The sequence below is a fragment of the Micromonospora sp. BS32 genome (genome assembly GCF_059089345.1).
On the sequence record NZ_JBSSHR010000103.1, the window covers coordinates 1 to 460 of the forward strand.

Genomic DNA, 460 nt, shown 5'->3' on the forward strand with positions numbered 1-460 from the left:
GTGCTTTTGGTGGCGTACTTGGCAAGGTAGCCGGCGACCATGCTGTCGGTGACCTCACCGTCTCCGGTGAGGGAGATGGGGCGGACGCCGACCTGCTCGCCCCAGGCGATGGGCCAGCCGTCGGGCCGGTCGGGGTGGGCCGGGGTGGTGAAGGCGACCTGTTCGGCGGCGTGCCGGAGGGCGTCTTCCAGGTCGGCGACGGTGAACCCGGCCGGCGGGGGGACGACGGCGGTGGGGTCGTCCGGTTCGACGCCGTCGAGGCGGACCAGGGCGTGGAAGTGGACAGCTCCCCGAGCCTGGAACTCGGCCACCTTGCCGTGCGAGAGGCGGACCGGCGGAACCTTGCGGGTGTTGCCGGAGGCGGTGACGACCTCGACGCGGGGGATGCCGCGTCGGCGGGCGAGCTTGGCCAGGTGGCGTTCCGCGGCTTGCTTGGTGCGGTGCCACAGTTCGCCGGAGT

General features: G+C 72.6%; 1 protein-coding gene. It reads right to left on the reverse strand.

Going from position 1 to position 460, the window contains the following annotated elements; genetic code table 11:
* The coding region (locus tag AC5RWQ_RS30455; RefSeq protein WP_494286039.1) for a replication initiator at window positions 1-460 on the reverse strand (460 nt) is incomplete at both ends.